Raw genomic sequence first — 25,034 nt, forward strand, 5'->3', positions numbered from 1 at the left:
TTTTAGGGACCGTATCCGCCTCTAATACACCGGACGGGCGGGCTCGACTGCCGGATTTCGCCAGTAGGTCGTTTTGAAAGCGATACACAGATACACGTGCTTGCACGTGTGCATACACACAACGAAAAACGGGACGCCATGCCGGACGGTGATTGGATTTCAATTTCGGAAGCCGCCACGCGGCTGACCGCGATGGGCGATCCGGTCGAGCGCTCGACCCTGTCGCGATATCTGAAACAGCATGCCGAAGCGATCGAGCTTCGCGACGACGGAAAGGCGCGACTAGTCGAGTTCAATACTCTGGTCGCCCACCGAAACGAAAATATTCGTATCCGCGTGGCTCCTCCCACGACGCGGACTATTGCGGCGCAGGGAAACTTCAACCCTGCGCCGCGCTTTTCGGGTAGCCAGTCCGATGGCGCAGCGCGCAAGGCGCAGGCCGACGCCGAACTGCGTGAAATGGATCTGGCGGAACGGCGCAAGACTTTGACCAAGGTGTCGGAAGTGGACCGGGCCGGGCGCGATGCCGTTGCGTTGATGCAGAGCGCGTTTGAGCGCGCACTGGAAACGGAGGCAGCAAATGCCTCGGTGAAATACGGTTTTGACGAGCGCGCCACGCGCATGGTTCTCAAGGCGTTTGTGCGCAAGGGACTGGAAAATTTTAATCAGACAATTCTCGGGCGGATCGATGCCATGCGTCAGCGGGACGAGGCCGATATGACCGACGAGACAAGTGAGGAAAGCGAACAGACATGAACGCCCTGCAGCCGCGTGAGCAGTTCCTGGAATTGCCGCGTGGTGAATTGGTGTTATTCCGGGGGCTGGAAGCTGCAAGCCGCCCTATCGAGAATCTGACCATCTCGGAACATGCTGATCGCTATCGCAAGGTTTCACCCGAATCCGGCTCGCCTTGGCCGGGCGACTTCCGCACCGATCGTGTGCCTTATCTGCGCGAGCCGCAAGATTGCCTGCATCCGGATCATCCGGCGCGCCGCTGCACTGCCCGTTGGGCCGCGCAGCTTGGCAAATCGACCGCAATCGAGAACTGGTTTTGCTTCATCGTTGACCAAGCCCCCGGCTCGATGATGATCGTGTTGCCGACCTTGGAAGAAGCTACGAAGTTCAATCGTATCAAGCTACATCCGACGATTGAGGCGACACCGCGCATCAAGCATAAGGTGCTTCCGGTCAACAGCCGCGACGAACAGGGATCGACTACGGCATTCAAGCGGTTTGCCGGCGGCTTCTGCCAGATCGTCAATGCAGGTTCTTCGAAGGGCCTGCAGATGGTTTCGATCAAGTATCTCGCCATGGACGAGATCACAGGATATCTGAGCGATGTCGACGGACGCGGCAGTCCGCGCGATCAGGCCCGCGCCCGTCAGAAAATGCATGGCGATACGGCAAAGGAATGGCAGGGGTCGACACCCGGAATAGCAGGCGCTTGCGCGATTACCGATGATTTCGAGGGCGGGGATCAGCGTTATTTTTATCTGCCCTGCCCCCATTGCCGGACCTATCAGGCTCTCGAATTCGACAATATGTCGCCAGCAGATTCGGATAAGAATCTGCCGGTACATTTCCGGTGCATTTCCTGCAATGAGGTCATCCTTGATGGCCATAAGCATGAAATGCTGCCGCAAGGAAAATGGATCGCCCGCCGGGTTCGCGAAGGTGAGCCACCGGTTCCGCTTGCGATACCTGAGACCGATGTTGAGAGTTGGCGTTGCAATCCATGCGAAGGCCGATGCCGGGATTGGCAACCATCGTGGCACCTGTGGGCAGCCTATGCGCCGCGTGAGCGTTGGGCCGATATCTGGTCCCGCTGGACGGACGCACAGGGCAACGTCACCAAGTTGCGCACTTTCTTCCAGCAGGATTTGGCCCTGCCCTATGATCCCGCTGGCATTGCTGTCGAACATGAGAAGATCGTCGAGGCGGTTCGCAAGGAACTGCAGCCTTCGCGAGTTATCCCATCATGGGCAGGTCTCGTGATTTCCGCTGCCGACGTTCAGGGCTATGGCATCAAGTGGATGGTCATTGCCCTTGGTCCGCGCGGACAATACCAGATTATTGACCGCGATATTTTCGAGGGAGCCCCTGACCAAAGCGACGAACCGTGGATCAAGCTGTCCGATGCTTTCGGGCGAGAATATCCAACCGCTGGCGGCGGTATGAAAGGCATTGACCTTTCCGGTGTCGACTCCGGTTTCGCGACCGACCGCGTTTATCGTTTCTGCGCACCACGCGCGAACGTTTACGCGCTCGACGGACGCGCACCACAGGGGCTCCCCTGGCTTGGAACGCCAGTGAAGCGGGATATCAAGGACAAGCACCGGCGCATCATTGCAAAGGTTCTTCTCTACCCGGTTGGCCTTTACGATGTGAAAACCGCTGTTGTTGCCGCCCTCGCCAATCTGGTGCTGGGTGCCAATGAAAGCGGACAATGGCCGCGCAACACTCTGCACATTGCCAACGACATTTGCGACGAAGACTTCGCCAAGGAGTTGACTGCCGAAAGTCTCGTTGATCCGGATGAAGAAGCACTATCCAAGCCGTCACGTGGAAAGCGAAAACTGATCCCGTCAAAGGCGGGCCGCATCTGGAAAAAGATCGCAGGGCGCAAAAACGACTGGTTTGATACCACCGTTTACGCCTTCGCACTCGGCTGGCACCTTGAACGCAAACTCCGCCTGACCGCCGAGCGGTGGGCCGACCTGCTGGTCAAGGTTCATGGCGTGCCAGCCGAGAATGATTTGTTCGGCCATGCCGAGCAATCTGTCTTCGACAAGCCCGAGAAACCGAAAAAGCCACGCGATACCGAAGCGCGGCGCAATGCATGGAAAAATCGATGAAGCAGCGCTTCCGCATCAAAGCAGTGGGCCGCTCTATCAGCCCCGGCACAGATGTGTCGGACGTTGCGGCGCGACCGACCGCGCGTATGCTGCGCGATTCCAAGAGCGGCGTCCTGGCGGCGCAGCAGGTTTCCATTGTCGACAACCGCGAGGAAATCCGCCGAAGCTGGCGGCGTGCCGCCGCATATGCACTGGATTTCATCCAGAATTCCGGCAAGCTCAAAGGAGCTTGCGATCAGGTTCTCGTCGATACTGTCGGCGTTGAGCTTGTCTTGCAGCCACAGCCGGAACTCGCAGAACTCGGATACTCGCCGGACGAAGTTGCCGCTCTCGTCGCGCAGATCAAGCGGGAATGGAAGCGTTACGCATGGAACCCGCGTGAATGCGACATGCGGGGTAAATTCACCCTGCCGCAGCTGGTCGATATCGGTCTGCGTTGGTACATGGCCTATGGCGAAATCACCGGCATTCTGGATTACATGCCGCGCGCCAAGCGCCGGGCGAAGGGGATCAAGACTGGACTGAAAGTCTGCATGACCCCGCCGAGCAAGCTGGTGCAGGACACCAACGAGTTCGAAAACCTGTTTCAGGGCGTCTACCACGACGAGGACGGAAGCCCAATCGGTTATCTGTTCGAGGAGAAGGTCAACGGAGTTACGCAGAAAGTTCGCTATCCAGCTTTCGACGCGGAAGGGCGACCCACCGTCCTGCATCTGTTCGACCCAACCGACGCAACCGACGTTCGCGGCATTTCCGTTCTTTCGTCTGCGATTCGAAAGCACGCCCAGAAAGAAGTTCTCGACGAAGCGACCCTGCAAACCGCCATCCTGCAAACAATCTTTGCAGCGGTACTGACAAGCGAGAACCCGTCGAAGGACGCATTCGAGGCTCTGGAAGCGCTGGAGGATGATGAACTTCGTGACGAGTTCGTAGGCTTTTTGCAGGCCAAGATGGACAAGGCGAAGAAAAGCAGTATCGGTATCAACGGCACACCATCTGTCGCGCATCTGGGGCCGGGGGAAGATCTGCAATTCCGGACATCTGCTACGCCCGGCAAGGAATATCTGCCTTTCGCAAGTAGCCTTGATCGAGAAACCGCTCGTGCCATCGGCGTCACATACAGCAGTTACGCCATGGACCATTCGGATGCGACCTATTCGTCCGTTCGTATGGAGAACGCTACTATCTGGCCTATTGCAGTTCGCCGCCGCGAACGTCTTGCAGCACCAATGTTGCAGGCTGTTTACGAAAGCTGGTTTGACGAGATGGTCGGCGAAGGCCGCATCAAGCTCAAGGTCTCCTATGAAACTTTCGTCGCCAACCGGGAAAAATTCACCTGGGCACAGTGGCAGGGGCCGGCAGCCCCGACCGCCGACGATTACAAGAGCGAGCGTGCCGTATCCGAGCGCATCTCTAATGGCACCTCATCAATCGCCATCGAATGCGGGCAAAAGGGGATCGACCCGGACGAACTGTTTAACCAGCAGCAGCGCGAGCATAAACGTTATGTCGCTGCTGGCATGCGTTCCCCTTACGAGCGTCCGAACCAACCTCCACTGGCGGTGGACGATCCGCCTGATGAAAACAAAAAGAAGAAGGCTGCGGCATGAACACGATCCGCATCAGAAAAACGGAAATCGACCTTGATGACCCGTGCGCCGCAGCCAAGAAGCTTCGTGGCCTTCGCATCCAGATCGCCGCCGGCGGACAAACCGAAGTCGTGCGCTTCGGTGATGATGAAGTGCGGTATGGCAAGACCAATATTGCGGCGCTTGATCAGGAAATCGAGCGCCTGACAGCGGAATGCCAGAACATCAACGGCGGTCCTCGCCGCCGGTTCGCGAAGCGCATGCGCTTCTGCTGACCTAACAGGAGTTTCCACAATGCCCGTTCTTCAGGACGGCGAACTCGTGCTTTACGGGTTCGTCGGCGATAACTATTGGGATGAAGGCTTTACGGCACAGGATGTCCTTGCGGCGCTTGCCGAAGTTGGACGCGACACGGACATCACTGTCCGCATCAATTCAGCAGGCGGTTATGTCTATGACGGTGTCGCCATCTACAACGCGCTCGTCGGACACAAGGGCAAGGTTACCGTCGTTGTCGATGCCTTCGCCGGTTCGGCTGCATCCGTCATCGCTATGGCTGGCGAGGAACGCATCATGCGTACAGGTGCCATGATGATGATCCACGATCCCGCCTCCGTTACTTACGGCAATGCCGATGACCACGAAGCCGCCGTCGGCTTTCTCAACAAGCTTGGCGACCTGATGGCGGACATTTACGCCGAGCGCACGGGCGAGGATACTGAAACCATTCGCGCCGATATGCGCAAGGAAATCTGGCTGACCGGCGAGGAAGCCGTCGCCCGAGGTTTTGCGACCGAGACCGAGAAACTCAAGGCCGTCGCCTATTCCGCTTTCGATTACCGGATTTATGCCAACGCTCCAGCCCGCCTGAAGCGGATGGCCCAAAAGAATTCATGGTCGCTCGACCGTGAAATGACCGCGTCTGCACCCGCCGGCGCGCCAACCAGTCAAGAGGAAGACGATATGACTGAAAAGCCGCAGGCGGGCCCAGCACCCGCCGATATCGCCACTGCGACCGCCAATGCCGAGAAGGCAACCAAGGAGCGGATCAAGGCGATCATGACCAGCCCCGAAGCATCGGGCCGCGAAGAACTGGCAAGCCATTTTGCCTATGACACCACCATGTCGGCAGAAGATGCCGTCAAGGCGCTGACCATGGCACCGAAGGCTGAAGCCACAGGCCAGCCAGAGCCAGATCCTGCTCAGGATTATGAGCAGCGCCGCATGCTGGCTTCTGGTCAGTCGCAGCCTCAGCCACCTCGCAAGCCGGGCACGCCGACTGCCAAGATCAACACCGGCGAGATTTACGCCTCCCGCCGTCAAGCGGCCAAGTAGGAGATTCCACCCATGGAAAACAAGGTTATGGGTCCGCGCCCGCTCGAATTCATCCTGCATGAAGGCGACGGTCATATCTCGCGCGATGTCGCGAAAATCCCCGCTGGCACCGGCAAGCTCAAGCCCGGCACAGTTCTCGGCGAACTGACCGCCACCAAGGGCAGTTTCGTTCCCTCTCCCGCTGCCGAAGTTGCCGGGAAGGAAGGAGCGGAAACCGCAAAGGCCATCCTTTGCTATGCCGTCGACGCCACCGACAAAGATGAAGAAGCCGTCATCATCAATGTTCACGCCGAGGTGAAAACGTCGCTGCTGGTGTTCGACGCTTCCGTCAACGACGCTGCCAAGCAGGCGGCAAAACTCGAACAGTTGCGCGCCGTCCATATCAAGGCCCGCTAAGGAGAACCCCAAATGCCAACCCTTGATATCTTCAACGATGACGCGTTTTCGGTGCAGACGCTGACTGCAACCGTCAACAATCAGCCCTACCGCCCCGGCCAGATCGGCGCTTCCGGTATGTTCGAGGAAGATGGTGTCACCACGACCATCGTATCTGTCGAGGAGCGTGACGGCTCCCTCAGCCTCGTCGAGCCGACCGAACGCGGCGGCCCCGGTGAAACTGCTACCGGCGAAAGCCGCAATCTGATCCCGTTCAATGTGGATCACTACGAGCGGAACGATTCTGTAAAGGCTGATGAAGTCCAGAATATTCGTGCTTTCGGCACTGAAAACGAAGTCGAACAGGTTACCGATCGCGTCATGAGCAAGGTCGACCGACATTTGCTCGACCTCGACATGACGCTCGAACATCAGCGCGTCGGTGCGATCAAGGGCATCGTGACCTCGAAATCGGGCCGCGTGCTTCACGATCTGTATAACCGCTTCGGAATTGCCGTTCCGGCTCCTGTATCGCTTGATCTGGGGAACGATGCGGCCAAGGTCGACGAAATTTTGGAAAAAGATGTTGCATGGTCCATCGAAGATGACCTTGACGGCTTCTATGACCATTTCCATGTCTGGACCGGGCGCAACCTTCATCTCAAGCTTTGGGGACATAAGCGCATCCGTGAAACCTTCCTCGCCACCAATGGTGCGGCTCAGCTTCGCGAAGCAATCCCCGACAAGTTCACGGTCGGCAAGTTCGTGTTCGAACGATACAAGACGGGTTCGCGCGCCACGGCCAATCTCGGCGCGGCATATATCGATCATAACGAGGGCCGCGTCACGCCGATGGGGGCGCCGGGCCTCTTTATCACCCGCTTTGCTCCGGCTGATTACATGGAGACGGTCAATACCAAGGGTCTGCCGCGCTACATGAAACAGATTCCGATGCGCAACGACAAAGGTGTCGATATCGAAGTGCAGTCGAATCCGATCTCGCTTTGCACCAAGCCTGGCGCCCTGCGCAGGATCACTCTCTAACCAGCATCAAGAACACAGGCCCGCCTCCATGGAAGCGGGCCGCAGTGTTCATGCATGAGGTTCTCCCATGTCGAAGAAATCCACAATCGTTGTCGCATTCCCGCACGGCGGCATTATCCCTGCCGGGGTTCTGGAAAAGCCTGCAAACGTTTCCGTTCTCCCTCATGAGCCTATCGAAGTGCCGAAGTTTTACGGCGAGCATCTGATTTCCGACCGCATTGCCTATGATTTTGTCGAGGCAGAAAATCGGAAGAAGAAGGACGCCGCATCGGCAACAAGGGATGCCGAAACCGCGCGGGCGGATGCGAAAACATTGGACGCGCTCAATGAGCAAATCGCCCGGCTCACCTCCGAGAACGAAAAGCTGACTACCGATCTGGATGAAGCCGGCAAGAAGATTTCCGCGCTTGAATCGGACAAGGTCAAGCTTTCCGGCGAGATCGGCTCTCTGCAGGCCGATCTGAATGATGCAGACAAGGCCCTTGCGGATGAACGTGACAGGCTCGGCAAGGAACTGGAAGCGGAACGCAGCAACATCGCCATGCTGACCGAGCAACTGGCCGAAGCCACGAAGCCCCCCGCCCAGACGCAGGAATCCCTGAAAATGGACGGCGACAGCGGCAAATCGAAATGAGCCCGTCGCCATTCGATGAACATCGGGACGCCCTTTACGAGGAAGTAGACGCGGAATTTGCAGAACCGTTACGCGTCTTCTTCCTTGAGAATGGTCGCAGCATACCGGGTCGCGGACCAGTCGACATTGATGCCGTCCTGCGAACGGCGGGTCGCGATGCATTTCAGCCTGATGGCGGGAATAATGCAGACTGGAACATCAAGCTTGCCGCAGGCAAGGCCACGCTGGCGATTGACCGCACCGTGTATCCGGAACTTGAACTCGCCAAGGGTTTTCGCGTCTGCGCGCTTTCTCGTAAAGGCCAGCCGATGTTCGAGGTGGTGTTCGTAGACGCCCACTCGCACCGTCGACTTTACGCCATTTTGGGTGAGGTCCAACGAGGGACAACAAGGAATGTCTGACCATGAGCCTTGCCCGCATCGCACTGCGCGCCACCGCCGTTGAAGCACTCAAGGGCCGTACCCGCGCCTTGAAAAATGTTCTCGACAGCGAAATTGGCATTATCGACAGCGATAGTTCGGGCAAAGTCGAAATTGAAGCCGGGGCATACTTCATAGCGATCTACACCGATGCCGGGAAAACGCAGACGGGTGACAATGAACTCAGGGCATTGTTGCTTAACGGGCGAACTGAAATCCTGTTTGAGACTGGCGTGACGGCCAAAATGGTCGTTATGAACCCCGAAACCGCCGAGGCCAGTTTGCCGGAGATGGGAATCCCCGATACTGACGGGAATTTTGAGTTCACGCTTGATCTGATTTCGCGAGAAATTGCGGAGGCACTGACAGACCCGGACAATGTCTGGGGTCAGTTATTCCTCAGCTTCATCTACCGCACCGTTTCGACGGAGCGAACCCGCGTCGGCAACATTGCCGATGGTGTCCGCCTCGCAGCACATCAGACGAAAGTCGTTGTCGACCTGATCGATGATCCGGAACCAAAATGCCCGCTCGACCCCGACGCGCCATTTGCGCGCTTTATCGCCCTTGCGCTCGCGAGCGAGGATGAGAGTCTGCAGAAGAAGGCCACTTTCATGGAGGCCATCATCACCGGACACCGCGAGCCGTGGGAACGACTGCAACAGGTTCATGGGATGACTGCGTCGGAACTGCTAGCGCTGGGGCTTGGCCCGCTCGCGTCGGACGTCAATCGGGAAACACCGGAATGGACCGGCAGCACGATCGCAATTGACGGTATGTCACCAACAACAGAGGTGCCCTGATGTATCGCGACCTGCTCGCCATGAAGATCGACATAGAGATGCTGAAGACAGCGTTCGGCAAATCCCTGAAAGTCGGCCCCATTGAACAGGTCGATGCGAAGAAAGGCTACCGCATCAAGCTTGGCGAGGACGAAAACGGCGAGCCGTTTCTGTCGCCATGGTATCCGCATCCAGAATCGGGCGGTGCAACCAGCACTTGGGCGCCGCTGTCGAAGGGCCAGATTGTCGGGATGATCAATCCCACCGGCGATGCGCGGCAGGGTATTTTGCTGCGCGGCGGCTTTTCCGACAACAACCAGCCGCCGAGTGCTGACTTGCTCGCCAATGTCTTGAAGGCGTTTGGCGTCACCGTGACCGTCAAGGACGGGACTGTAACAATCGACGGCAATCTTGTCGTCAAAGGCAACGTCGACTTCAAGGACGGCCACGTCAGGCACAATGAAGTCAATATAGGCGACACGCACATTCATGGCGGCGTCGAACGTGGCCGTTCGAACACCGACGAACCTGCGAACTGAAAGAACCCATCATGAGCAAGAATAGTTATCGCGTCCGGCCCGGAGTGAGTTGGGTGAACGGCGCACGTGTGCCAAGTTCCGGCAAGGTGACTCTCACAACTTCCGAAGCGAAGTTTGATCTTGATCATGGGCGGATCGAGCCAGTGACTGCGAAGCCAAAGTCGACAGAACGCGGCGGAGCTGAAACCGATGGTGGGAATTAGCCGCTTTACTGGCCTGCCAATCTCCAATCTGGAATCAGCATATCAGTCTGTTGAGGTGATCCTGATGCGCCGGATCGGTTCGCTTGTCGGACGCCGCGAGTTCGGGGCCGGCATCGTAGAACTGCTTGGGCGCAAGATGACGCCGAACCTGTTTGCGGCCTTTCAGTCTCTCATTGCTACCGCGATAGACCTTTGGGAGCCACGCTTTCTGGTCCGTCAGGTCATAGTGACAGGAACGGTTGAACAAATCCGCGTGGGCCACGCGGGGTTCCAGATTCGGGTTGATTACAGGCCACGTGGCCATCTTGGCGACATGACCGTCGAGCGCGTCGTCACCTTCGGGCTTGGCATTTCCTCCGGCACAGTTGTGGTGAAACCGTTATGAGCACATTCGATTTTTCCACCCTGCCTCCACCAGAGGTGATAAAGACGTTTTACTTTGAGACGATCCTCACGGAACGAATGACAGATCTGCGACAGCGTCTTTTAGCTGCTGGTGTTGATTACGATGTTGGTCATCTTGAAACCGATATCCTGAAAGTAGTGCATCTCGGCGACAGTATGCGCGAGGTCACCCTGCGTTCGGCAATCAACGACGCCGCGATGGCCAATCTGCTTGCTTTCGCGCTCGGCGGCGACCTTGAGCATCTGGCTTTTTTCTATGACGTAGAAAGGCTGGAAGGTGAAACAGACGATGCATTGCGAGATCGTACCGTTCTCGCAATCAAAGCCCGGTCTCCTGGCGGTTCAGAATGGTGGTATGCAGCAGCAGCGAAACGCGCTGATGTTCGCATCCGCAGCGTCAAACCTTATCGGGAAAAATTCTGGCCGATCATCCATATCGCCGTATTGTCGAATGAGAACGGCGGCATCCCCGACCAAAAGATGCTTGATGCCGTCACCACCGAGGTTATGAGCGACCGGGTCCGCCTGCTCAACGATACGCTGATTATCGAACCAGCTGTCGCAACAGGCACCGATATCGAGGCGGATATCTGGCTTCTGCCCGATGCAGCCTTCGGTTTGATGGACGTTCTACCAGAAATATTGAGACAGGCATGGAAGTCCGAAGCCGCAATCGGGTTCGATCTTGAACCGTCATGGATTGAAGCTCGTCTACACGTCTCTGGCGTGAAACGGGTTCAAGTCCGTAGTCCATTGGAACCCGTGATCGCATCCGAAGGCGTTGCTCTTACGCCCGGCTCAATCAAGCTCAACTTTATGGGACGCGACTTTTGATGGAACGTCAGCACCTCCTTGGCGATGATGCAGCGCCAACGCCATTGGAGCGCGTTCTGTCGGAGTCTCTCGACAAGCTTCCGATTCTAATGCCTGGCGTAGAATCGCTTCGTGGTTTCAAATTCAATCCGCCTGATCCGATTATTCCCTATCTGATAGCCGAATATGGATTGAATGAAATCGCAGATTATCTGCCAGATCTGCGGGCGGTTCTACGTGAAGGGGTTGCATGGCAGCGCCTCATTGGAACGCCTGCAGCAATTCACAAAGCGCTACGCTGGATAAATCACGATGGCGACATCGAGGAGTTTCCGGCAACGGCGCGCAAATGGTGGTGGTTTCAAGTTCACCTCCCGTTTGAGCCAACCAATACTCAATTCTTGCGGCCAACGACGCAGCTTGTTCAATCTTCGAAGCCCTTACGCTCCGAATTCGCCCGGCTAACCGCCGGGTGGGACGTCCGTGCCTTCCGGTTGAACGAACATCGCTTAAACGGCGGAGCCGGGCTTAATACTTGGTCCGGCACCCGCAAGGAACCCGGCGGCCCGGTGGTTTCGATCCGCGTCAATCACCGCAATCAAGTCGTGGTCCCGACGGGCGGGCGCGTCGACGTCAAAGACGTCCAAAACATTGAGACGGTTCGATCCGTCAAATCAATCATTCCAGTGAGCCAGCTTTCAGCGCGCTTCGCATCGCAGGCGGCGGTTTGGGTCGAGTACCGCAACCGCGCAACGGTCGCATTCCAGAATGCGCCGTTTGTTCATCAACCTTTCGGTGCTCCGGTGCCGCGTGTCCAAACAGGATTAGAATAAATGGCTGTCTTTACCCAAGACGGGCGCGTCGCATTGGCGAAAGCGCTCTACGACATGACGCTCTTTCTCGCCGTCGGCGAGGGCCTGCCGGAATGGGACGACCAGCCCCGCCCGACAACGCCGGAAGAGCAAGCCGCTCAAGACGCCGCATGGTCGATCCTGACCAGCCTCGAAAATGCAGTCGGCTTGACGAGAACCCGCGACAAATATTTCGTGGTGCCCGATCCCAACGGCGAAATTGTCATGGCAGACGGCGCAAAGTTTTCCCAAAGCTCCGAGCCTTCCGGGTTCATCTTCATCCGGTTTCAACTCGATCTCGACGACGCCAGCACAAACACGTTGCGCGAAACAGGCATGTATGTCGGCACAAAATTGGCCGAGAGCGTGCCCGCCGGGGAGATGTATATCCCCGTCGCCAACGTCGTCGATCTTGGGAAAATGATCGAGGTCGATCGCTTCTCGCCAATCATTCGCGATGGCTCGATCGGCCAGACATTCACTTTCGTTCTGACAATGTGAGGTGCCATGAGCAGCATCATTAAGCGCGCCGGTTACGGCGATCGGTTTGATCGCGCGTTACGTCGCCACGCAATCGCGTTTCAGGACGTCGGCCGCGACAAGAAGGGTATCTATCTTCAATCGACTGATTTGAACGAAATGCAGTCGATGAATATCGATCACATGCGGCGCGGGTTTGATTATATCCTTCAAGACGGCCGCGTCATGGATGGTCAAGACCCCGTCGTCGAAATCGAAGACGACGACCACATTCGCGTGCGGCTCCCTGCCTGCCCGATCTATATCGAAGGTATCGTCCATGACGTACCTGCGGCGACCTTTGTTCTTCCCAACAAGGGCGACCTGACGATCGGTGTGAGGAGCACTCAAGTCCTCATAACAGACGTGATTGACGTCGATTTGAAAGGTTCGATCCCCGGCACCGAAGCTTACATGGAGGAAGGTCCAAGCCGCATCGAAATCACGGTGATTTGGGGCCATTCGCAGGACGGCGATCCCTCCCCACTGGTTTCGGTATATCAGGTCCGAGACGGCGTTATCTTGACGACGTCAACCAACATCGACTTTTCGGAAATCTACAAGGCCATTGAAGGCTACTCGCGCGAAAGCAACGGCTCTTATGTCTTCAACGGTTTCCTGATTACTGCGCTCGGCCCGAAGCCGGACGGAAAGCAGGGGTTCTCCGTTTCGGAAGGAACCGCCTATGTGAACGGCCGCCGCATCGTGCGGCGACAATCATATCCGTTTGATGTTGAGGAAAAGCCGGACCTTCGCAATGTCGATGCCGAACCGCACCCGTTTACCGAGGCGACCGGCGGAACGCAGACGTTCAAAGTGTCCAAGGCACCGATTTCAAGCGTTCGTCGGGTAACAGTGGAAAAAGAAGTCACCGAAAGCGTCCTTCACGGGCCTTATTCCGGTGTCGTCGATCCGCTGGAACACCCGTCGGTCACTGCAATCCTTGAAATCAAACAGGGCAGTACCGTCTATACGTCGCCCGCAAGCTGGTTGCTTTCTCAAGGTCAAATTGATTGGTCGCCATCCGGCGCGGAACCCGCGCCCGGAACGACTTATACGGTCAAATACAGGTACAACGAGAATATCCAGCCGGACGAAGTCACCCGCGACACTGTCACGGTGACCGGAGCCGCCAAGGATACGAACGTTCTTATTGACTATTCGTACAAGCTGCCTCGCATTGATGCCGTTTGCATGGATATGACCGGATCAATGGTCTACGTGACGGGCACTTCTGCGGTGTCTCGCCCCCGCCCTCCGATTGTATCGGACAGCATGATCGAACTCGCCCGGATTTCGAACGATTGGGGTCAAAAGCCCCTCGTCGAGGTTACCGGCGTCCGGAATGTGCCTTACAGCGAAATTCAGGACATTCGAACGATGTTGCTCGACGTGTACGACCTCGTTGCGCAGGAGCGTCTTAAGAATGACGTGTCTGCACGCGATGTTGGCGCAAAGCGTGGCCTGTTCGTCGATCCGCTTCGCAATGACGCCATGCGGGATCAAGGCATCGCGCAGACGGCGGCCGTTTTCGGCGGCAAGATGACCTTGCCGATCTACGCTCGCATGCACGAATTCCCTGCCTTCGTTGGTATCCGTCATCTGGATTTCTCCGAAGTCGCCGTCATTCGCCAGCCACGGCGAAGCAAGGCGATGAAGATCAATCCATATCAGACGTTCACTCCGATGCCGGGGCGCGCGAGCGTCGAGCCTTCAACCGACATATGGACCGACAAGCAAACCGTTTGGACGTCGCCGGAAACACAAGCATTTGAAGCTGGCGAAGGTGAATTCATTAGCGGTATCTCGCTTGAACAAATGGTCGAGAAAGTCAGCGAGCGCGTCGTCAATGCCGAATTCATCCGGCAGCGGGACGTTAACTTCCGGCTGGAAGGCTTCATCGAAAATGAAACTTTGGTGCTCGTCGAGTTCGATGGCGTGCCCGTTGTGCCGACCGTGTCGGGGCCTGCCGACGAGGACGGCGTAATTACGGGGCATTTCACAACGCCGCCGAACATTCCGGCCGGTTCGAAGTCCATTTACTTTGAAGGCTCAGCCGGAACGGAAGCCGGTTGCACCTATGTCGGACGCGGTTCGATCACGGTCGAAGAATATCGCCTTACGTCGTCTCTCGAAACGACGACGGATACGATGCCTCAACCTGTCGTCAACAACACCGTTATCAATAACGTGACGAACGTCACCAATGTGACGAATGTTGCGGCAAATAACTCGACGCCAATCGTCCGCAGAGACAGCATAGCCGATGGTGGCGGACGCGACCCACTTGCACAGACTTTTACGCTTGCTCAATCTTGGTGCCTTTCCGGTATCCGTTTGATGTGCGCAAAAGTGGGTTCGCGAAGCAACTCCGTTGCTATTCAACTTCGAACGGTCGAGGTCGGTATGCCGACGTTGACGGTACTCGCCGAGGCATTCGTTCCCGGTACTGATCTTGTCGAGGGCGAAGTTTTTACGGCACGTTTCAACTTCCCGGTTTTCCTGCAAGGCGGTCGGGAATTTGCATTCGTGGCGTTAACCGACGACGCAGAGCATTCGTTGTTTGTGGCCGAGATTGGAAAGATCGACCTCGACACGAACGCAGTAATTTCGGAGCAACCGTTCACGGTCGGCGTGCTTATTTCGTCTTCGAACGCTTCGACTTGGACGGTTCATAACGAGGCCGATCTCTGGTTTGAAATGCTCGGTTGTCGTTTTGATCCTGTCGAGCGGGTTGTCCCGATTGGCACTTTCAAGGCGAACAAAATGTCCGACGTGATTATTCGAGCTGGCGTCGAATACCCCGACCCTTCGGTCGATGTATCTATCCGGCTTCGCCGACCAAGCGGAGAAGTCATCACCTCGGCACCTTCGCAAACGATCCGGTTCGACGAGTATATCCAGAACGAGGATATCCAAGTCGAGGCAGTCTTGCGCGGAACCGAACGCATAACGCCGTTCTTGTTCCCCGATATCCAGATTATCGAGGGCGAGTTACAGCCAACGGCAAACTATGCAACGCGAGCAATAGACGCCGCCGACACAAACAAAGTGTTGGTGACGCTCGACGCCCGCTTGCCCGCCGGTTCGTCCGCGACGGTCCAGATTGGAATGCCGGGCGACTACCCGAACATTCCGGTTTCGAGTGCAACCCAACTCGGCGACGGCCTGGTCGAGCAAACCTTTATCCGATCCGCCTACCCGGCGGCCCTCCTCGATGCACGCACGTTGATTACGATTACCGGCACGCCAGCGGCGCGGCCGGAGTTGTCGGCGGTTCGCATGCTACTTTCAAAGGTGTGATAAATGGCCAACACGGCAAACTACAATTGGCCTTTGCCGTCTCCATCCGGCATTCAGATGAATGAGGTCGCTAAAACTGCGACCTCATTCACAGCGATCGATGCCAAGATCAAGGCATTTGAAACGTCCTTTAGCAATCACAAGCACAGGTTCGCCGACTTGGAAGACAAGCCGACGACGCTCGGCGGCTATGGGATCACGGACGGAATGACAGCCGCCGAGGTTGCGCAGGCAATCAAAACGGCGGTTGACGACCTTATCAATGGCTCCGGGGCTGCGCTCGATACGCTGAAAGAGCTTGCCGACGCGCTCAACAATGACCCGGAGTTTGCAACCACCGTCGGCAACGCCTTGGGCGTGCGGGTCCGCGTGGATGCCCCAAGCGCTTTTACCGCAGCGCAGAAAGCACAGGGGCGAACGAACCTTGACGCGCTCGGGACCGTTGACAAAGGCAAGGCTGACGGGGTTGCCAGCCTCGACAGCACCGGCAAAGTGCCATCCACTCAACTGCCAGACCTGACAACCACAGCAACCGTTGGCGCGGCCATGGCCGGGGCCAACGGTAAAACGACGCCAGCGGATGGCGACCTCTTCGCAGGGGTCGAAGCTGGTGGTTCAACCATGTTCAAGACGACATGGGGCAACATCAAAACTGCCATTACGGCACTCGTGAATACCATTGTAAGCGGCAATATGGCTGGACGCGCGTATCCGCGTAGGCAAGACGGTGGCGCTCTAAACTTCATTGGCTCTGGCGTTACGGCGGGCCAACCACCTGCATTGATCGGTGGCGGATGGGACGGAAATTTCAACGATTTCTATTATTACTCCACAGCCACTCTGAATGTTGGATGGGCTAATGGTGCCGGTTATGCCGACGCTCTTGGAGCCGGGAAAGTTTGGACCGTCGAGTACATTCAAAATCAGCTAAACTGGCGTGTAACCGACACGCGATTTGCAGGCTATTTCGAGCAAGCCTTCAATGTTGCTGCTGCATCATGGGAGTTGGTTGTTCCCGGCGCTCCGGGGTATGTTGTGGCAGGTCTTTGGACTTGGGCACCTAAAAACCTTTCAGTCTCCTTCCGGCAGCCTCAAATCTTCATTCCAAACGTTGGCTGGCGCGCCCTTGGCACATGGTGATTAAAATGCCCATACTTTCGTACAAAAGCTTCGGAACACTGGAAGATGAACGCGTCGAATTGGTCGAAAGCGATCAGGTTTACAAGTATCATGTGTTTAGGGATGCCAACGGTGTCGAATGGCATGAACTCGTCAACCAATTTGGCCCGTTTGATTATTACATAGCCGTGAACGATCAGGGTCGAATTTTTTCAATGGAAAGTGATCCTGATCAGTCACAGATCGGCGGACTTGAAATCATTGGCCTGAAAGTTGGTGGCGATTTCCCGTTTACTCGGGGTCCGGGTGGGAATGTCTACGGCAAGGTTTGGAACGGCTCCGCAATTGTCGAGCCGCCAGTTACCGAGCCAATTCCCGACGACATAAGCCGCCGCCAGTTCTTCCAATATCTATCTGTCCTAGAAATTATCAGCAGGGCAGAGGCGCTTGCGGCAATTCAGACCGGCACTATCCCGGCCCCACTTCAAGCAATTATCGATCAATTGCCGTCTGACGACGATAAGTTCAACGCTCAAATGTTTGTAGTGGGGGCGCAAAACTTCAATCGTCTTCACTGGTTAACGGACAAGGTTCGCCTTGCCATGCAATGGACCGTAGAGGAACGGGACTACTTTTGGCGCAATGCTGCGAAGGTTTAGTTCGAGCGCATCGCCGCCGCTTTAGTGGCGGCGGCAATCTTCTGCACAAACTCTCGCCAGCGGTCCGCAACGTCATGACGTTTTGAAAGGCACCGCTTTTCAAAGCCATGCCAACAGGCGTACCCGACCGCAACGGTCACCAAAAATGACACGGTCATTGAACCCCAAAAGCTCTGGATCATGATGATTGATACCTGCTGGATCGGAAACGCATAGATATAAACTCCATAGCTGGCATCACCGAACCGACTAAAACCGCTGGCAAATGGCGAGAGGCACACGATAAAGAAAGGCACCCATACCAAAGCAATCATCCAGCTTCTACGATCGGGAGCGAAGGTCGCAAGCGCGGCTATCCCGGCGATGGAAATTGCAACCGAAATTGCCTTCCTTGCACTGATGAAACGCCAAAAATGCGCAATCAAAGCGCCGGTCAAGAAATGAAATCCGGTTTTCCAAAGGTCGCCTAAATCGACGTGGAACGTAGCAATTCGCTTGGTATCGTCACTATTTTGAAGCGCAGGCAATGACGCGATTGCTACTAATAGCACGAGTGCATAGCCGACAACTCGCCTTGGAAGTAAAAACACGAGGAAAATCACGATGTACATGAAAAACTCGTACTGCAATGTCCACAAGGAGCCATTAATTCCGGGGTCTGGTCGGTCCGTAAATATTCCCTCAATCCAATATGATGGCTTCGCAATGAACGAAAGGGCGTCTTTCCGAATGTAATAAAGGTGGGAAAGTACATTTTCGTAATTATGAAAAATCACCATTAGTACAAGCGAAGATGTTACTACCGCCACGATAAGATTTGGAACTATACGCAAAAGGCGCGACGAAAAATAAAAGTAAAAATCGTTCGTTCGGCTAAGTGAATTATACATAAGGAAACCGCTTACCGCGAAGAAGGCGAAAACGGCAAACCTTCCCAAAGACACCCCGGCGAAAGGAATAGTCGGGGCAACTAGCCCCGATAACCCGTAGTGGTGAGAAACCAGAACGGCAGCTGCGAGCACGAACCGCATTAAATCAAAACTGTTATGATGTGACCGCTGCATCGACTTGCAATTTCCCCCGGAAGCCCAAACGAACTCCAAATATCGCACTGGAGAAATCTACGCAACTTGAGTTGTAACAGCCGTCCTTCCTCGAGCCGCCTAACGGGCTGCTTTTCTACGCCAAAAGCCCGGCCATCGCGCCGGGCTTTTTTGTTTTCAACAGCCAGCCCGAGTGAAACGGGCACTTTAAAGGAGCAAAACCGATGTCGGCACCGACTTTCGGCATAACTTTCACTCGCCCAAATGATGAGCCGTTGCCGGTAATCGGTGCGGATTTCTCGAAAATTCTGCTGATCGAAACGTCCGAGGGCGCTTCGGCATCGTCGTATCCTATCGGCGACCCGGTTCGCATTTCTACGAGTGATCGTGCTGCTGTCGCAGATCTTGGAACCGGTTATCTTGCAGACGCGGTCAAGGGAATTAACGCACAGGTTGCCCAACTGAACTCCGGAGCCGACGTGACAGTCGTCCGCGTGAGTGAAGGCGCAGCGCCTGTGGACACAGCCGCTGCTATTGCTGAAGCACTCTCCAGCGTCGGGTTCATACCGTCAGCAGTCAACGCGACTCCTCGTATTATCTGGGCCGGACGCACCGCCTGGCGTCCGGACGAGAACACCGTCAACCCGGTTGTCGCCGCATTGCCCGCAGCGTGCGAACGCCTATTGGCGATTGCTCCTGTCGATGTGGATGACACCAGCAAGGAAGCTGCAATCTCGGCTCGCGAAACAATGACCTCGCAACGCTTGCTGCCAATCGGAGTCGCAGCCCGCGTTTTTGAAGGTACGAACATTGTAACCCGTCCGATGGGGCCGCGCATTGCGGGTCTTTTCGCCGCTGTCGATAATGCTCACGCAGGCAAACCTTTCGACCCAATTGCCAATCGGCCTATTCATGGACTGGCTGGCCTTTCGCGCAATATACCGTTCTCCCTTTTCGACGGCTCGACTGAAGGTCAGATGCTTCTGGAGAGTGACGTGTCGATTGTGGTACGTGGCGAAGCCGGAGTCGACGGTGCTGCGGCGGATGGCGGTTTTGTTTTCATCGGCACCGACAACACCGATTCTGGCGAACTCTGGAAACAGATTCACCAGGTGCGTGGTGCAGATTATCTGATCGTGAAAATGGCACAGATTACCCGCCAGTTCCTTGGCCAGAAAATCACAGCCGATATGACGGAAGCCTGGCTGAATTCGCTCAAGTTCATGCTGCGAGATCACAAGGCGGCGAACGACATTCTCGGTTCGAACATTCAGTTCATTCCGGATCGCAACAGTCCCGAGCAGATTCGACTTGGTCACCTGACTGTCAACATCGGCATCGAGCCTGCGCCAGCATTCAAGCTCGCCAACCATGAGGTTCGCCGCTACCGCCCTGCTGTCGAGGCTCTTGTCGCCGAAATCGTGGCCCGGCTCAACGCCACGGCCTGACCGCCAATCAGCATTCAACCATAGAAAGGTATCGCAATGCAGCCCCTTTACACTCTGGTTGCCGTGGACGTGCGCCGGGCCGAACAGGCGGGTTCCTCCCGCGCAACCACAATTTCTAAACTCACTATTCCGCCCATCAAGTTTGCTACCGCCAACCATAATCCGGGTGGCGGCGTGATGTCCGTCGATTTCGCGCTCCCCCGCATTGAGGCACCAGAACCGGCTATGGAAATCAAGGGCTTCGACGGTGACATTTTCCGTGGCCTTGGCGAAGTAGATCGCTGGGTCTTTGCAGCGGCAGTCAAAGAGAAAAAGTCAGGTCTGGTTGTTCCGGCTCGCGCCATCATTGAGGGGGCAATTACAGAATGGACGCCGGATGAAGCAAGCCCGGAAGATTTCCTCGGATGCACCCATGCCTTCAAGGAAGTCACTCACTACGAATTTCACCTGAATGGTGAAGAGCTTTGGTACATCGATTTCTGGGAGCGCGTCTTGCGTACCGGCGGTACCGACCAATTTGCCGATGTTCGCCGCGCCCTCGGCGCATAATTGCATTCACCAGACCACGGTATTCCAATGGAAAACGAACTTACTATTCCTCATACGCTGCTCGTTCCTATCGATGATCATAACGGCGGCAAAATCACCGACCTTACATTCACCGAACCCGATGTCGGTCAGATGATCGACGTGGAAGAAACGGCCAAGGGTGAGATCGACCGTACGATGCGAATCCTCGCCATGATGTGCGGTCTGCCTTTCGAGATTTTCAGAAAGATCAAGGGTCGTGATATTACCCAGATCATCACCAAGACCGAAGTTATCTTGGGAAACGTCAAGTAGGACGCGGCTCCGGCTGGCGTGATCTCGCCGTCCTCATTTCCCACTACACAAACACTCCCCGCAACATCGTTGACCGCTATTCCTGCTCCTACGCATTTCGGGAGCGGGATGCAGCGCTTCGCGTCATGAAAGCGTTTCAGAATGTCCGTCATTGAAAGCAAACTCATAGTCAGTCTGTTCGACAGGGTGACAGGTCCTGCTCGCGGTCTTTTCGGAACGATGAACCGTTTGCGGGGAGCGGCAGATAATTTCTCGGCTTCCCAACGCCAGCTGGCCGCACCGATAACCGGAACACTCGGCAGGATTGCGGCTATTGGGGCGACCTATCTCAGTCTCGATCGAGGTATCCGAGGAACCGCTGGGGCTGCCATCGAGTTCGAATCCGCCTTCGCCGACGTCAAAAAGGTGGTCGAAGCAACCGACAGCCAGTTCATGAACATGCGTCGGTCGATCCTTCGACTGTCAACAGCGATACCGATCACGGCCTCCGGTTTCGCTGCGATCTATGCAGCCGCCGGTCAGTCCGGCATTGCGAACAACGAACTGGAGTCCTTCGCAGAAGCGACCGCAAAAGTCGCCACCGCATGGGAAACGCCAGTCGATCAGACCGGTGAAGCGCTTGCCAAGATCAAAACCGCATTGCGCCGCGATGTGAAAGATACGGTCCTCTTGGCCGACGCCATCAACGAAATCGGCAACGTGTCCGCAGCGAACTCTCCCGATCTGCTTGAATATACGAACCGTGTTGCCGCATTCGCTGAAACCGCAGGCTTTTCTGCCGAACAGGCATTGGCGTTTGGCGGCGCCATGATCGGCTCCGGCTTCGAACCGGAAGTCGCTGCGACCAGCTTTCGCAATCTCACCAAGGCGCTTACAACGGGCGAGAATGCCACGAAGCGGCAGCGGATTGCATTTCAGAAGCTCGGTCTCTCCGGTATCAAGGTCGCGAAAGGTATGCAGAAGGATGCCGTCAAAACTACGCTTAGCGTGCTTGATCGCATCAAGAAGTTGCCCGAATGGCAGCAAATTTCCATCATGGAAGCAGTATTCGGTTCGGAAGCCCGCGCGCTTGCGCCTTTGCTGAAGAGCACTGAGGAAGTCGAGCGGCTTCTCAACATGGTCGGCGACAAAGCCAACTATGCCGGTTCCTCTTTCAAGGAATATGAGGCCCGCGCAAAGACCACCGCAAACAGCCTTCAGCTTCTGCGTAACAATCTTGCTGCCATTGGCATTGAGATGGGAGACCGTATGTTGCCAGCCATTAATGAGGGTGCCGCTGGCTTACTCGATCTTCTGAAAACGCTTGGTGATCGGGCCACGCCCCTCGACAAGCTCTCGACCGCAATAAAGGGATTTTCGTCCGGACTTGGTTACGACGGCGGCCTGCGCAAGATGATCAATGATCTCGGCGATCTTGTGCTGGGGCCGGCAAATGGTGACAAAGCGGCGGATACCCTGGGGCGCATATTTGCCCGGTTTAAAGAGTTCGGCGCTTCTGTGCGTGAACTGACCGACGCCATAAAGGGAAATCCGCTCGCTCAGTTCTTTGGCGAGATCGTCAAATATGGCGGCTATCTCATGCTTGCCAGCGTGGGATTCGGTATATTGGCGGGCACTATCCGCAAGCTTGCTTCTGCTCTCTATTTCCTGTCAGGCGCACGCGCTGCAGTGGGCATACTGCGATCTGTCATTAAAGCAGGCGCTGCAATCGCAGGCTGGGGCGCGGCGGCTGGAGCCGTAGAAACCGTGACTTCTGCTGCAGCGGCTTCCGGTGGAATGGGTAAGGGTGCGGCGACGGTAGGTGGCGGGTGGCTCGCACAGCTTACCAGCAAACTCACTCCCCTCCTTTATGGCGGTACGGAAGTTGGCGCCATCAAAACCGGAGCAGCCTCGACACAGGCTGGTTTGTGGGGGCGGCTTTTTGCTGGCGCAGGTGGTTTGGGAGGGCTTCTATCGAAGTTCAACCTCTGGTCTACGGCGGCTTACGGCATCTATAAAGGGCTGGAGGCTAAAGGTCCGTCTGATCCCCGTTATGCCGATCCTGATTTCTTCATTCAAAAGACGAACGAGCATAAGGACAAGTACTATACTGGCACTGGACCTCGCGAAACTGCGCCCCCCCCACCACAACCTGCCCCAGCGGAGCCCGTTCCATTCAGCCTTTGGCAGATATGGAAGGACTTAACTAAACCCAGCCCGACACAAGGTGTGGGAAAACCGGAAGAGGTATCCCTTCTGGGCACACCAACGGTCGTGGCCCAACCATCCGGGGTGCAGCAAGTACAGGTTATGAACCCGCCGCCTGCCCCACAGTTGAACCTCAGTCTAACGATCAATGCAAAATCACCCGCTACGCCGGAGGAAATTGCCAACCTCGCTGTCGCGAAGGTCTCGCAAGCCGCCCGCGCGGCCTTTGACGGTGCACATGCTGATCTCGAATATGCGGTGTCGTAATGCTTTATATGCTTGGTACTCTGACTATCGATACGCGACCATTCAGCATCGATGAGATGCAGCGTACAGCGTCAGCGGACATCGCTTCAAAGCCGCTTATCAATGCCTTTCCCGGTAAGGAGTTTACCGGGGAAGGTGATGACGAAATCACACTTTCCGGACAGATTCTGCCAACCAAAATTGGCGGTATGAATGAACTGGAAATTGCACACGAAATGAGGCGGAACGGTACGAGGTTTCCTCTCCAGCGCGGCGACGGCACACGGCTCGGGTGGTTTGCGATCACCCGAATAACCGAGAACCATACCAATTTGACACGCAATGGCGTCGGCTTCGTGTTGAAACACACAATCGTTATGACGCGCGTTCAACCTGACGCCGGGTCTGGCCAACAGATCATATCCGGATTGCTATCCCTATTTGGCATTTTCTAGGAGTCATTGATGCGCACGGTTACCGTTAAAGGGGAGGGTATCACCCTCGACCTGCTCCTGTGGCGCGCCTATGGGGTACGTGGGCGTAAGCTCGTGGAAGAAGCGCTGTCTCTCAACACAGGCCTAGCTTCACTCGGCGTCGTTATTCCGATGGGGCAGACCGTCAATCTTCCTGATCTGCCGTCAGAGGAAATTGGCCAAACGCGCGAAGTCGTCTCATTGTTTGGATAAGAATCCATGGTTGATAACTGGAATGTATCGTGGAAGGTCATTGTCAACGGTAACGACATGACCACGGCCATGAGGCCCTATCTCATCGACATTGAGATTGTCGATAAGGATGGAAGCGCATCTGACACTTGCTCGCTCACCTTCGATGACCAGAGCGGGCAACTTGAACTGCCGCCAGACGGTTGCTCAATTGAAATCTTCTTGAATGGCGTTTCGAAGTTCAAGGGGACACTGGATGACATTCGTTCGTCAGGCACGCGGGGCGGTGGCCGGACACTCCGCGTCACAGGTAAGGGCTTCGACAGCCGGGGCAAGGTCAAGCAGCCGCTGATGTTTCATAAGGATGATGCCACTCTTCAGGAATTTCTCGATGACGCAGCAAAGCGGGCTGGTCTGACACCGCCCAAGCTTGACCCTGATTTTGCTAATATTCAGCGGGACTATTGGTCTGCTGATGGCGAGAGCTACCTTCACCTTGGTGAGCGGCTGGCCCGCGAGTTGGGTGGCACATTCAAGATGAGGGATACTCAGTCTGTTCTCGCCAAACGCGGCGACGGAAAGGCTGCGACCGGTGCGCAGATGCCGACGATCCGGGGAGTGGTCGGAGAGAATGTAATCTCATGGGATATAAGCCCCATCAAGGGGCGTCGGACCTTTACCAAGGCCAAGGTTCGCTATTTCGATAGAAAAGCCGCTGACTTCAAAACCGAAGACGTTGAATTCGATCTGGATAGAGATCTGCCAGATTCCACCAATGTTGTGCGTTCAACGGTTGCTGACAGTGACCAGGCAAAAGCCGTAGGCGATGCACGGAAACGCGAGGCCGAACGCGAAGGCGGTGAAGGCTCGGTGCAAATGGACCTGACAGCCGAGGCCCAAGCAGAAGGGACATTCATACTTTCCGGTGCACGCGAAGGTGTGGATGGTCAATACCGAATTTCTTCTGTTCGCCATAAGGCGGACAGAAGCGGTGGTAGTTTAACTTCACTGGAAATCAAACAGCCCGGTGGGGGGGCAGGCAAGGACAAGCGAAAGAAAAAAGGCAAGGCCAGCGCTGCCGACGGCTCTGATAATGCGTTCAAGGGAATGAGTGACGATCCGCTCGACGATTAGAATCTTTCGTCTCAACAACAGCCG

At 56.0% G+C, this 25,034-nt stretch carries 27 protein-coding genes; 26 read left to right on the plus strand and 1 reads right to left on the minus strand.

The genetic code is table 11. The features are described 5' to 3' along the window. Positions 1 to 138: 138 nt before the first annotated feature. The 19 genes from MKS82_RS08830 to MKS82_RS08920 all read left to right on the plus strand — a co-directional run bounded on the left by MKS82_RS08830 (position 139) and on the right by MKS82_RS08920 (position 17,444). A complete protein-coding gene (locus MKS82_RS08830; protein WP_151576453.1) occupies positions 139 to 756 on the plus strand; it encodes a hypothetical protein in 618 nt (205 codons plus the stop codon). Further along, positions 753 to 2,855, plus strand: coding sequence for a terminase gpA endonuclease subunit (locus MKS82_RS08835; protein ID WP_240578612.1), 2,103 nt, complete (start codon positions 753 to 755; stop codon positions 2,853 to 2,855). The genes MKS82_RS08830 and MKS82_RS08835 overlap by 4 nt, the downstream gene beginning before the upstream one ends. After that, the gene (locus tag MKS82_RS08840) at positions 2,852 to 4,465 is read left to right on the plus strand and encodes a phage portal protein (RefSeq protein WP_240578613.1); all 1,614 of its coding nucleotides are present in this window, start codon (positions 2,852 to 2,854) and stop codon (positions 4,463 to 4,465) included. The genes MKS82_RS08835 and MKS82_RS08840 overlap by 4 nt, the downstream gene beginning before the upstream one ends. Next, positions 4,462 to 4,719 (plus strand): hypothetical protein, encoded by a 258-nt coding sequence (locus tag MKS82_RS08845; RefSeq protein ID WP_151690254.1) that lies wholly within the window; start codon positions 4,462 to 4,464, stop codon positions 4,717 to 4,719. Before MKS82_RS08840 ends, MKS82_RS08845 begins: the two co-directional genes overlap by 4 nt. A 19-nt stretch (positions 4,720 to 4,738) precedes the next feature. Beyond that, a complete protein-coding gene (locus MKS82_RS08850) occupies positions 4,739 to 5,779 on the plus strand; it encodes a head maturation protease, ClpP-related (RefSeq protein WP_151690253.1) in 1,041 nt (346 codons plus the stop codon). Between the two features lie 12 nt (positions 5,780 to 5,791). Next, the gene (locus MKS82_RS08855) at positions 5,792 to 6,175 is read left to right on the plus strand and encodes a head decoration protein (RefSeq protein WP_240578614.1); all 384 of its coding nucleotides are present in this window, start codon (positions 5,792 to 5,794) and stop codon (positions 6,173 to 6,175) included. A gap of 12 nt (positions 6,176 to 6,187) precedes the next feature. Next, positions 6,188 to 7,198, plus strand: coding sequence for a major capsid protein (locus tag MKS82_RS08860; RefSeq protein WP_240578615.1), 1,011 nt, complete (start codon positions 6,188 to 6,190; stop codon positions 7,196 to 7,198). Positions 7,199 to 7,265: 67 nt separating this feature from the next. Next, a complete protein-coding gene (locus tag MKS82_RS08865; protein WP_240578616.1) occupies positions 7,266 to 7,832 on the plus strand; it encodes a hypothetical protein in 567 nt (188 codons plus the stop codon). Next, positions 7,829 to 8,233, plus strand: a complete 405-nt coding sequence (locus MKS82_RS08870) for a hypothetical protein (protein ID WP_240578617.1) — start codon at positions 7,829 to 7,831, stop codon at positions 8,231 to 8,233. The genes MKS82_RS08865 and MKS82_RS08870 overlap by 4 nt, the downstream gene beginning before the upstream one ends. Positions 8,234 to 8,235: 2 nt before the next feature. Continuing rightward, on the plus strand, positions 8,236 to 9,054 hold the full coding sequence (locus MKS82_RS08875) for a hypothetical protein (RefSeq protein WP_240578618.1): 819 nt from the start codon (positions 8,236 to 8,238) through the stop codon (positions 9,052 to 9,054). Next, positions 9,054 to 9,572 (plus strand): baseplate assembly protein, encoded by a 519-nt coding sequence (locus MKS82_RS08880; RefSeq protein ID WP_240578619.1) that lies wholly within the window; start codon positions 9,054 to 9,056, stop codon positions 9,570 to 9,572. The genes MKS82_RS08875 and MKS82_RS08880 overlap by 1 nt, the downstream gene beginning before the upstream one ends. Positions 9,573 to 9,583: 11 nt before the next feature. Next, positions 9,584 to 9,775 (plus strand): hypothetical protein, encoded by a 192-nt coding sequence (locus tag MKS82_RS08885; RefSeq protein WP_240578620.1) that lies wholly within the window; start codon positions 9,584 to 9,586, stop codon positions 9,773 to 9,775. After that, positions 9,762 to 10,160 (plus strand): GPW/gp25 family protein, encoded by a 399-nt coding sequence (locus tag MKS82_RS08890; protein WP_151575221.1) that lies wholly within the window; start codon positions 9,762 to 9,764, stop codon positions 10,158 to 10,160. The genes MKS82_RS08885 and MKS82_RS08890 overlap by 14 nt, the downstream gene beginning before the upstream one ends. Further along, positions 10,157 to 11,014: a baseplate J/gp47 family protein gene (locus tag MKS82_RS08895; RefSeq protein ID WP_240578621.1), complete on the plus strand. Its 858-nt coding sequence runs from the start codon at positions 10,157 to 10,159 to the stop codon at positions 11,012 to 11,014. The genes MKS82_RS08890 and MKS82_RS08895 overlap by 4 nt, the downstream gene beginning before the upstream one ends. Then, positions 11,014 to 11,826: a phage tail protein gene (locus MKS82_RS08900; RefSeq protein WP_240578622.1), complete on the plus strand. Its 813-nt coding sequence runs from the start codon at positions 11,014 to 11,016 to the stop codon at positions 11,824 to 11,826. Before MKS82_RS08895 ends, MKS82_RS08900 begins: the two co-directional genes overlap by 1 nt. Then, complete coding sequence (locus MKS82_RS08905; protein ID WP_240578623.1) at positions 11,827 to 12,345, plus strand: hypothetical protein; 519 nt, start codon at positions 11,827 to 11,829, stop codon at positions 12,343 to 12,345. 6 nt (positions 12,346 to 12,351) lie between these two features. Beyond that, positions 12,352 to 15,666, plus strand: coding sequence for a DUF4815 domain-containing protein (locus MKS82_RS08910; RefSeq protein WP_240578624.1), 3,315 nt, complete (start codon positions 12,352 to 12,354; stop codon positions 15,664 to 15,666). A 3-nt stretch (positions 15,667 to 15,669) separates the two neighbouring features. Then, entirely contained in the window at positions 15,670 to 16,806 is a 1,137-nt protein-coding gene (locus MKS82_RS08915; protein ID WP_240578625.1) for a hypothetical protein, read from the plus strand. A gap of 5 nt (positions 16,807 to 16,811) precedes the next feature. Further along, positions 16,812 to 17,444, plus strand: a complete 633-nt coding sequence (locus MKS82_RS08920) for a hypothetical protein (RefSeq protein WP_240578626.1) — start codon at positions 16,812 to 16,814, stop codon at positions 17,442 to 17,444. Here MKS82_RS08920 and MKS82_RS08925 read toward each other — a convergent pair. Beyond that, entirely contained in the window at positions 17,441 to 18,508 is a 1,068-nt protein-coding gene (locus tag MKS82_RS08925) for an acyltransferase family protein (protein ID WP_240578627.1), read from the minus strand. The genes MKS82_RS08920 and MKS82_RS08925 overlap by 4 nt on opposite strands. Before the next feature lie 203 nt (positions 18,509 to 18,711). Here MKS82_RS08925 and MKS82_RS08930 point away from each other — a divergent pair, with 203 nt between their 5' ends. From MKS82_RS08930 to MKS82_RS08960, 7 genes are all read left to right on the plus strand, one after another. Further along, the gene (locus tag MKS82_RS08930) at positions 18,712 to 19,935 is read left to right on the plus strand and encodes a phage tail protein (protein WP_240578628.1); all 1,224 of its coding nucleotides are present in this window, start codon (positions 18,712 to 18,714) and stop codon (positions 19,933 to 19,935) included. A gap of 36 nt (positions 19,936 to 19,971) precedes the next feature. Beyond that, positions 19,972 to 20,484 carry a phage major tail tube protein gene (locus MKS82_RS08935; RefSeq protein WP_240578629.1) on the plus strand — a complete coding sequence of 171 codons (513 nt, stop codon included), beginning with the start codon at positions 19,972 to 19,974 and terminating at the stop codon, positions 20,482 to 20,484. A 27-nt stretch (positions 20,485 to 20,511) separates the two neighbouring features. Beyond that, complete coding sequence (locus MKS82_RS08940) at positions 20,512 to 20,778, plus strand: phage tail assembly protein (protein WP_240578630.1); 267 nt, start codon at positions 20,512 to 20,514, stop codon at positions 20,776 to 20,778. A gap of 141 nt (positions 20,779 to 20,919) precedes the next feature. Continuing rightward, the gene (locus MKS82_RS08945) at positions 20,920 to 23,232 is read left to right on the plus strand and encodes a phage tail tape measure protein (protein ID WP_240578631.1); all 2,313 of its coding nucleotides are present in this window, start codon (positions 20,920 to 20,922) and stop codon (positions 23,230 to 23,232) included. Then, positions 23,232 to 23,666: a phage tail protein gene (locus MKS82_RS08950; protein WP_151690238.1), complete on the plus strand. Its 435-nt coding sequence runs from the start codon at positions 23,232 to 23,234 to the stop codon at positions 23,664 to 23,666. The genes MKS82_RS08945 and MKS82_RS08950 overlap by 1 nt, the downstream gene beginning before the upstream one ends. 9 nt (positions 23,667 to 23,675) lie before the next feature. Further along, positions 23,676 to 23,897, plus strand: a complete 222-nt coding sequence (locus MKS82_RS08955) for a tail protein X (protein WP_240578632.1) — start codon at positions 23,676 to 23,678, stop codon at positions 23,895 to 23,897. Between the two features lie 6 nt (positions 23,898 to 23,903). Then, positions 23,904 to 25,010, plus strand: coding sequence for a contractile injection system protein, VgrG/Pvc8 family (locus tag MKS82_RS08960; protein ID WP_240578633.1), 1,107 nt, complete (start codon positions 23,904 to 23,906; stop codon positions 25,008 to 25,010). Positions 25,011 to 25,034 lie beyond the last annotated feature (24 nt).

The organism is Ochrobactrum sp. A-1 (assembly GCF_022488005.1).
In the GTDB taxonomy this organism is placed as follows: domain Bacteria; phylum Pseudomonadota; class Alphaproteobacteria; order Rhizobiales; family Rhizobiaceae; genus Brucella.